We start from the raw sequence: 7,338 nt of genomic DNA on the forward strand, positions 1-7,338 counted from the left end.
GACCGGGCCGGCATCCGCGGGGCCGGCTTCCGGGCGCCGGGGGCCGGGCCGGGAGGCGCGCCCTCGGCCGCCTCCCCCACCCCCCGGAGCCCACCCGCACCCCGAACCGCTTACCGTGCCGGTATGCATACCGACGAAATCCCGTGGGACGTCCTGCTGATCGGCGGGGCCTCCGGCCTCGGCAAGAGCCGCGCCGCCGACCTCCTGCGCGTTCGACACGGCGCGTTCGTCGTCGAGTTCGACGACGTCGTGGCCGCCCTCCAGGCCGCCACCAGCGCGGACAGCCACCCCGGCCTGCACCACTTCTCCGCCGTGCCCGACCCGGACGCGCTGGGCGCCGACCGCGTCCTGGAACTCCAGATCGCCACCGCCCGCGCCCTGGACGACGCGCTGCTCGGCGTCGTGCGCAACCGGCTCACCGTGGACGTGCCCGCGATCGTGGAGGGCGACTACCTCACCCCGGCCGCCGCCGCCCGCGCCGCCGCCGAGGCCGCCGAGCAGGGCCGGCGGGTGCGCGCGGTCTTCCTGCACGAGGACGACCCGCGGAGCATCGGCGCCAACTACGCCGACCGCGAGCCCGACAGCGGCCCGCAGCCCGAGCGCGCAGCCGTCAGCGCCCGCTACAGCACCTGGCTCGCCGACCAGGCCCGCGCCCACGCGCTGCCCGTGGTCGAGTGCCGCCCGTACGCCACCCTGCCCGAGCGCCTGGCCGCCGCCCTGGCGTGACCCCCGGGGGCGGCGTGACGGCGGGTCAGCCCTCCTCGATGTCCGAGATCAGCTTGGTGCCCAGGTCGCTCTGCACCGCCAGCCGGGTGTGCCCGGCGTCGGGGCCGGTGCCCCAGGTCAGCGTGACGGTGGTGAACAGGTGCCCGGCGCCGGAGTCGTGGTAGCGCACCTCCCAGCGGGTGGGCACGTCCTGGGCACGCAGCACGCCGTCGGCATGGTTGGCCTCCTCCCAGGCCGCCAGCCGCTGTCGGAAGTCCTCGGTGAGGTAGTGGGCGCGCAGTTCGGTGCCCAGGTCGTCGGTGCCGTCGGAGACGGCGTCGACGTAGGCGCCGTAGAAGTCGGCGACCCGGTCGACCGCGGAGTCCGGGCTGCCGCTGCGGACCGCGGAGTCCGCGGCGGTGTCGGTGTCGGTCATGAACGTCCCCATCCGTCAGGGCCGGGGCGTACTCCCGCCCCCGGCCGGTCGGTTCGACCCATACGCCCAACGAGCCGCCCCGCCGGAGGTTGCGCCCGGACCGTCCCCGGTCCCCCGGGTCATTCCGGTGTCCGGTGGTCCTCGTCGTACGCGGCACGGGCCGCCAGCACCTGGGGCATGTGGCTCTCCGCCCAGTCCTTGATCTGCCGGACGAGCGGCAGCAGGTCGCGCCCGAGCCCGGTGAGCTCGTAGTCGACGCGGGCAGGCACCCCGGCGGTGACGGTGCGGCTGACCAGGCCGTCGCGTTCCAGGGCGCGCAGGGTCTGGGTGAGCATCTTCTCGCTCACCCCGGCCAGGCGCCGGCGCAGGTCGCTGTAGCGCAGCGGCCCGTCGGCGAGGGCGGAGACGAGCAGGCTGACCCACTTGTCGCCGATCCGGTCCAGGAGTTGGCGGGCCGGGCACCAGGCGAGGTAGGCGTCGTAGGCGGCGGCCTCGGCGGCGCGGCGCCGGGCGGCGGTCGTGGTGGGCATCGGCCCACTCTCCTTTCCGTGCGGTACGCACCTTCGGGTGCGTCCTTCCCCATGGAGAGTAACTCTCCTTAGGTTGGGTGGAGTTGCCGATTCGTGAGGGGTGGGTGTCGTGATGCGTGCCGTGGTGGTGCGGGAGTTCGGCGGTCCCGAGGTGCTGGAGCTGGTGGAGGTGGCGCTGCCGCGCCCTGGCCGCGGGCAGGTGCGGGTGCGGGTGGCGGCGGCCGGGGTCAACCCGGTGGACGCGGTCACCCGCTCCGGGGTGCTCGCCGGGGCCGGGCTGATGGCCCCGCGCGCGGTGACCGGCATCGGCTGGGACGTGGCCGGGACGGTGGACGCCGTCGGACCCGAGGTGACCCAATTCTCGCTCGGCCAGCGGGTGGTGGGCCTGCGCGACCGCCTGGACACCGACCTCGGCACCTACGCCGAGCACGTCGTCCTGGACGCGGACGCCCTCGCCCCCTCCCCGGCCGGCGCCACCCTCGCCCAGGCCGCGACCCTGCCGCTCAACGGCCTCACCGCGCTGCAGGCCCTGGACCTGCTCGACCTGCCGGCCGGCTCCACCGTCCTGGTCACCGGGGCGGCGGGCGGCGTCGGCGGCTTCGCCGTCGAACTGGCCGCCCTGCGCGGCCTGCGGGTGGTCGCGCTCGCCGGACAGGACGACGAGCCGCTGGTGCGCGACCTGGGCGCCGAGTGGTTCGTGCCGCGCACGGCACCCGATGTGGCCGCCGCCGTACGGGAGTCGGTGCCCGGCGGGGTCGACGGCGCCGTCGACGCCGCCCTGCTGGGCGTACGGGCCCTGGGCGCGGTGCGCGGCCGCGGCGCCTTCGTCGCGGTCGCGGCCGGCAGCGCCCCGGTGCCCCTGCGCGGCATCCGGGTCGCCAACGTGTGGATCACCGCCGACGGCCCGGCGCTGGCCCGCCTGTCCGACCTCGCCGCCGACGGCCGCCTCACCCTGCGGGTCGCCGACAGCCTCCCGCTGGACCGCGCCGCCGACGCCCACCGCCGCCTGGAGGCCGGAGGCCTGCGCGGGCGGCTGCTCCTGACGCCCTGACCGGTGGGCGGGGACGAGGAGAAGGCCTGCTCCCGGGACGGGGACAGGCCTTCTCCGATGTGATCCGCGTCACGGCGGGGCTGCGGCAACAGCGCTCCGCCCGGGGAGACCGTCCGGGTTGAGGGGAAGGGCTCTCGGATCGCAACTCTTGCATTCGGCGGCGCTGCGACCAAGCCGACCGGACGGCTTCGGACACTCCCGGACGCTGGACCACTCCGAGCAGGCGTGATCCCGGCGGCCTGCCCGACGGCGCCCGGACGATCTCGGACAGTCCCGGACGGCTTCGGACACGCGGGCGCCGGCGGCGTGGCGATGGTGTCCGAATCCGTCCCGACAGTCAGTCACATCAACTCTTGCAATGCCTGGTTGCCGCCGGAGGAGCCGCGGGCGGGAACTTGCGCGGCGCCTGGCGGCCCGCGCATGATCTGGCCCAACCACCCGCCGGGTGGCCCAGGGGACGGCAATCCCCACGTCCGGGTTGAGGTTCAGAAGGGACCACTGTGCTGCTCGAACTCCGATGCGCGGTACGGCGCACGCCGCCGCCCACCGCCCCGCCCGCCGAGGACTCCGGCCTGCGGCGGGCCGCGCTGTCCGCCGCGTTCCTCGCGGTCGCCCTGGCCGGCGTCATCGCCCTGATCGTCCTCGGGTACGCCGTCGAGGCGCTGGTGACCGTCATCGTCACCGCCGCCGTCGAGGCCTCCGGCACGGCCGTGCGGGGGCGGCGATGACCGCACGCGAGGAGCTCGCGCACGAGCTGCAGAAACACCGTCGATCCGTTTCCGAGCGGTCCATGGAAGAGCTCGCACACAGGGCCGAGATGGATGCCGCCACCGTGTACGAGATCATCCGGGGACGCCTCCTGCCCTCGGAGGAAGAGCTGCGAGCGCTGCTGAAGGCGATGGACGTGGGTGCTCGCGCCCAGCAGCGCGCGCTGCTCCTTCACCAGGAAGCGATGGCGGAACTCCGCACCCGTATGCGGATGCCCACCAGGACGCCGCCCGCCGCCGACTGGCGCGTACCGGTCCCGGCCGCAGGCGAACCCGATCCCGTGCTGTTCTCCACCGTGAAGGAGTTCGTCGCGGGCCTGGAGGACGTCAGGATCTGGGCCGGCGAGCCGTCACTGCGCCGGCTGGAGGAGCGCAGCGCGCGGCTGCACCAGCAGCGGCAGACGGCCTACGGCAAGGTCCTGCGGCGCAGCACGATCTCCGACATGCTCAACGCGACGTCCCTTCCGCAGATGGAGAAGGTGCGGCACTTCCTGCAGATCTGCGGGGTGCGGGACATCGACGCGTGGGTGTACACGTGGCGGCGGGTGCGGACGATCGAGAAGGCCGCGCTGCGCCGGGCGGCCTGACCGTCACGGCCTCGGAGTAGGAAGTCGGCGGGGCCGACTTCCTACTCCGGGGCCTCGCCCTTGATAACAGTCGCGGGCTTGGTGTGGAGGACTTCGCGGGCCTGTTCGGCGGCGCGGACGATGCTTTCGCTGATGAAGTCGAGGAAGCGGGCGATGTTCTCCAGGCGGACGGCGGCGGGGGTGCCGGGGCCGAGGACGGCGACGCCCTGGCGGGCGGTCTCGATGACCCTGTCGTTGGCGCGGGCGCTGGCGATGACGGCCTGGTAGTAGAGCTCGTCGTCGACGATGTAGCGGTCGCGGCGGCGTTCGTCGCGTTCGCGGCGTACCAGGCTCTGGCTCTCCAGGAAGGCGATGGCCTTGGAGATGGAGGCGGGGCTGACCTGGAGGCGTTGGGCGAGTTCGGCGGCGGTGAGGCTGCCGGCGTCGGTGGTGGACAGGCAGGTGACCACGCGGGCGCCCATCCGGTTGAGGCCGGAGCCCATGAGGACGGTGGTGAGCTGTTCCTCGTAGGCGGCCACGGCCTCGTCGTCGCGGCCGTGGGGGTGGGTGCCGGGCCGTGGGCCGGCCGTGGGGGCGGGGCGGCGGCGCTGGGCGCGGTGTTCGGTGGCGCGGTGGGCGAGGTCGGCGCGGTAGGCGACGGGGCCGCCGTTGCGCATGACCTCGCGGGTGACGGTCGAGGTGGGGCGTTCCAGGCGTCGGGCGATCTCGGCGTAGGGGAGGCTGTCGGCCAGCCCCAGGGCGATCTGCCGGCGTTCCTGCTGGGTGAGCCTGCCTCCCGGCATCGCGTTCTCCTCGGTGGTGGTGGCCGTGTGGTTCCCGGTCGGCCGTGTGGTTCCCGGTCGGCCCCCACCTTAGCGTTCACCTTCAGACCATTGCAATGATCGGGGTGACGTCCGTTGCGTTACCCGTGCGTCCGTTGCAACAGTTTCCCGCTATCCACCTGCCATTACGCTACTTTGACGCAACGAACTAGTTGCCGAGATCTTGAAAGCAACGTAGCGTTTCCAATGTCGGAAACACCGATGGAACGAAACCGCACAGGAGCGCAGCATGCAGAAGTTCGCCACCCCCGCCCCGGTCACCGTCGTCCTGGACATCCCCGGCGGGCGCGTGCGGTTCATCGCCGCCGAGCGCGTCGACACCACCGTCGAGGTCCGGGCCGCCGAGCCCGGCAAGGGCCGCGACGTCCGGGCCGCCGAGCAGACCGCCGTCACCTACGAGGACGGCGTCCTGCGGATCGTCACCTCCGCGCCCGGAAGCCAGCTGCTCGGCCCCACCGGCTCCCTGGAGGTCACCGTCCAGCTGCCGGCCGGCTCCGCCGTACGGGGCAAGGCCGCGGCCGCCGAACTGCGCGTCGTCGGCCGCCTGGGCGACGTCGCCTTCGACGGCGCGTACCGCCACACCAAGGTCGACGAGGCGGCGAGCCTGCACCTGAGCGCCGTCGACGGCGACATCGAGGTCGGCCGCCTCGGCGGGCCCGCCCGGATCAGCACCACCCGGGGCGACATCCGCGTCACCGAGGCCCACCGGGGCACCGTCGAGCTGAGCACCCAGTCCGGGAGCATCACCGTCGGCGCCGCCGCCGGCGTCTGCGCCGCCCTGGACGCCGGCACCGGCCACGGCCGCGTCGCCAACTCCCTGCGCAACGACGGCGCCACCGTGCTCGACATCCGCGCCACCACCTCCCACGGCGACATCACCGCCCGCAGCCTCTGACCCCGTCCCGGGGCCCGACACCCGTCCAAGGGGGACACCATGACGAACAGCACCGCACCCGCGACCGGACCCGCCCCGTGGACCGGCCTGGTGCCGGTCGACGACACCGCCCTGGCCGCCACCGACACCGGCGGCCCCGGCCTGCCCGTGCTCTACCTCAACGGCCAGTTCGCCACCCAGGGCTACTGGCGGCGCGTCCTCGCCGACCTCGGCCCGGGCCTGCGGCACATCACCTACGACGAGCGGGCCCGCGGCCGGACGTCGAAGCGCTCCGCGGACTACTCCTTCGAGGCCGCCGTCCGGGACGTCGACGCCGTCCTCGCGGCCCGCGGCGTGCGGCGGGCCCTGCTGGTGGGCTGGTCCTACGGGGCGTTCGTCGCCGCGCACTGGGCCTCGCGCAACCCGGGCCGCTCCGTCGGCGCGGTCCTGGTGGACGGCGCGCTGCCCTACGACTGGCTGACCGAGGAACTGGAGCAGCGCATCCGCGCGCAGTTCCGGCGGTGGGCACCGCTCATGGCACTGGCCCGCCCCACCGGCCTGACCCCGCGGATGACCCACCGGCAGATGTCGGAGTCCAACATCGAACTCGGCAGGATCGGCAGCGCCGCCGCCCTGGGCCCGGTGCTGGACGCCATCACCGTCCCGACCCGGTACGTGGTCGCCTCGGGGACCTCGCTGGGCAGCAAGGGCGACGAGCAGGAGCTGATCCGCGCGGCCCTGCCGGCGGTCACCGCGCGCAACCCGCACATCCGGATCAGCGCGAAGGTGCCCAGCAACCACGGCGCGATCCTGAAGAAGGACTTCCGCGCCATCGCCGACGCGGTGCGCGAGGTCGCCGCCCTCGACGCCCCCGACCGCCCCGCCACCGGCCGCTGACGGCCCGTCCGCCGGAGCACCCGGCCGCAGGCCCCGGCGCGGCCCCGGCCATCATGGGGGCATGTCAGCGATCACGACCATCCTGCTCAGCCCCGGCGGCTGGGCGGACGACGACGACGTCGTCGCCGAGCTCAACGCGCGCCTCGCCCCGCTGAGCCCCGACCTGCCCGGCCGCTGGAACCTGCGGAACATCTCCACCGAGGACCACGCCTGGGGCGGCACGAAGCGGCCTCCCCACCTCTACGGCGGCGCCCTGAACCACCTGCCGTTCGCCGAGTTCGCCCGGATCGCCGCGCGGCTCCCCTGGTCGGACCCCGAGCAGTTCCAGCTGCTCGTCATGGGGGACGGCGAAGGCCGCTTCCGGACGCTCACCCTGGCCGACCTACGGGCCTGGCCCACGGACTGAACGGCGCGCCCCTCGCCCGTACCGCCGTCCCTCAGCCGGCTCCCGCCGCCCGGCCGGCGAGGCGCCGTACCGCGGGGCGCTCGACCAGGGCGTGGCTGAGGGCGCCGGCGGCCAGGGTCGCGCCGAAGGCGGCGACGGTCAGCAGGGCGGCGAGCGGCGCGGGGTAGGTGCGGTCGCCGAACAGCAGGGGGCGGCCGTGGAAGAGGACGACGCCCTGGCAGAGGTAGAAGCCGAAGGAGACGGCGCCCAGCCACTGGGCCGGGC

General features: G+C 74.5%; 10 protein-coding genes and 1 pseudogene. 7 read left to right on the top strand and 4 right to left on the bottom strand.

Annotated elements, in window-relative coordinates; all coding sequences use genetic code 11:
* Positions 1-123 precede the first annotated feature (123 nt).
* On the top strand, positions 124-726 hold the full coding sequence (locus ACFU7Z_RS32825) for an AAA family ATPase (protein ID WP_074006308.1): 603 nt from the start codon (positions 124-126) through the stop codon (positions 724-726).
* Between the two features lie 25 nt (positions 727-751).
* On the opposite strand, the gene ACFU7Z_RS32830 is transcribed toward ACFU7Z_RS32825, so the two are convergent.
* Together ACFU7Z_RS32830 and ACFU7Z_RS32835 are read right to left on the bottom strand one after the other, a co-directional pair.
* Positions 752-1,141, bottom strand: a complete 390-nt coding sequence (locus ACFU7Z_RS32830) for a hypothetical protein (protein ID WP_074006307.1) — start codon at positions 1,139-1,141, stop codon at positions 752-754.
* A gap of 119 nt (positions 1,142-1,260) precedes the next feature.
* Entirely contained in the window at positions 1,261-1,671 is a 411-nt protein-coding gene (locus ACFU7Z_RS32835; RefSeq protein WP_380744492.1) for a winged helix-turn-helix transcriptional regulator, read from the bottom strand.
* Between the two features lie 112 nt (positions 1,672-1,783).
* Here ACFU7Z_RS32835 and ACFU7Z_RS32840 point away from each other — a divergent pair, with 112 nt between their 5' ends.
* From ACFU7Z_RS32840 to ACFU7Z_RS32850, 3 genes are all read left to right on the top strand, one after another.
* On the top strand, positions 1,784-2,722 hold the full coding sequence (locus tag ACFU7Z_RS32840; RefSeq protein WP_380781545.1) for an NADP-dependent oxidoreductase: 939 nt from the start codon (positions 1,784-1,786) through the stop codon (positions 2,720-2,722).
* Positions 2,723-3,222: 500 nt separating this feature from the next.
* A complete protein-coding gene (locus ACFU7Z_RS32845) occupies positions 3,223-3,450 on the top strand; it encodes a hypothetical protein (protein ID WP_380781532.1) in 228 nt (75 codons plus the stop codon).
* Positions 3,447-4,076 carry a multiprotein-bridging factor 1 family protein gene (locus tag ACFU7Z_RS32850; protein WP_380781534.1) on the top strand — a complete coding sequence of 210 codons (630 nt, stop codon included), beginning with the start codon at positions 3,447-3,449 and terminating at the stop codon, positions 4,074-4,076. Before ACFU7Z_RS32845 ends, ACFU7Z_RS32850 begins: the two co-directional genes overlap by 4 nt.
* A gap of 41 nt (positions 4,077-4,117) precedes the next feature.
* Here the strand turns inward: ACFU7Z_RS32850 and ACFU7Z_RS32855 are convergent, their stop codons facing one another.
* Positions 4,118-4,858 carry a helix-turn-helix domain-containing protein gene (locus tag ACFU7Z_RS32855; protein ID WP_380781536.1) on the bottom strand — a complete coding sequence of 247 codons (741 nt, stop codon included), beginning with the start codon at positions 4,856-4,858 and terminating at the stop codon, positions 4,118-4,120.
* A gap of 268 nt (positions 4,859-5,126) precedes the next feature.
* On the opposite strand from ACFU7Z_RS32855, the gene ACFU7Z_RS32860 reads away from it, so the two are divergent.
* The 3 genes from ACFU7Z_RS32860 to ACFU7Z_RS32870 all read left to right on the top strand — a co-directional run bounded on the left by ACFU7Z_RS32860 (position 5,127) and on the right by ACFU7Z_RS32870 (position 7,074).
* Positions 5,127-5,792, top strand: coding sequence for a DUF4097 family beta strand repeat-containing protein (locus ACFU7Z_RS32860; RefSeq protein WP_380781538.1), 666 nt, complete (start codon positions 5,127-5,129; stop codon positions 5,790-5,792).
* A 39-nt stretch (positions 5,793-5,831) separates the two neighbouring features.
* On the top strand, positions 5,832-6,668 hold the full coding sequence (locus ACFU7Z_RS32865) for an alpha/beta fold hydrolase (RefSeq protein WP_380781541.1): 837 nt from the start codon (positions 5,832-5,834) through the stop codon (positions 6,666-6,668).
* A 61-nt stretch (positions 6,669-6,729) separates the two neighbouring features.
* On the top strand, positions 6,730-7,074 hold the full coding sequence (locus ACFU7Z_RS32870) for a hypothetical protein (protein ID WP_380781543.1): 345 nt from the start codon (positions 6,730-6,732) through the stop codon (positions 7,072-7,074).
* 31 nt (positions 7,075-7,105) lie between these two features.
* Here the strand turns inward: ACFU7Z_RS32870 and ACFU7Z_RS32875 are convergent.
* Positions 7,106-7,338, bottom strand: a pseudogene (locus tag ACFU7Z_RS32875) (acyltransferase); the annotation flags it as partial.

Source organism: Kitasatospora sp. NPDC057518, from assembly GCF_042802075.1.
Lineage (GTDB): Bacteria > Actinomycetota > Actinomycetes > Streptomycetales > Streptomycetaceae > Kitasatospora.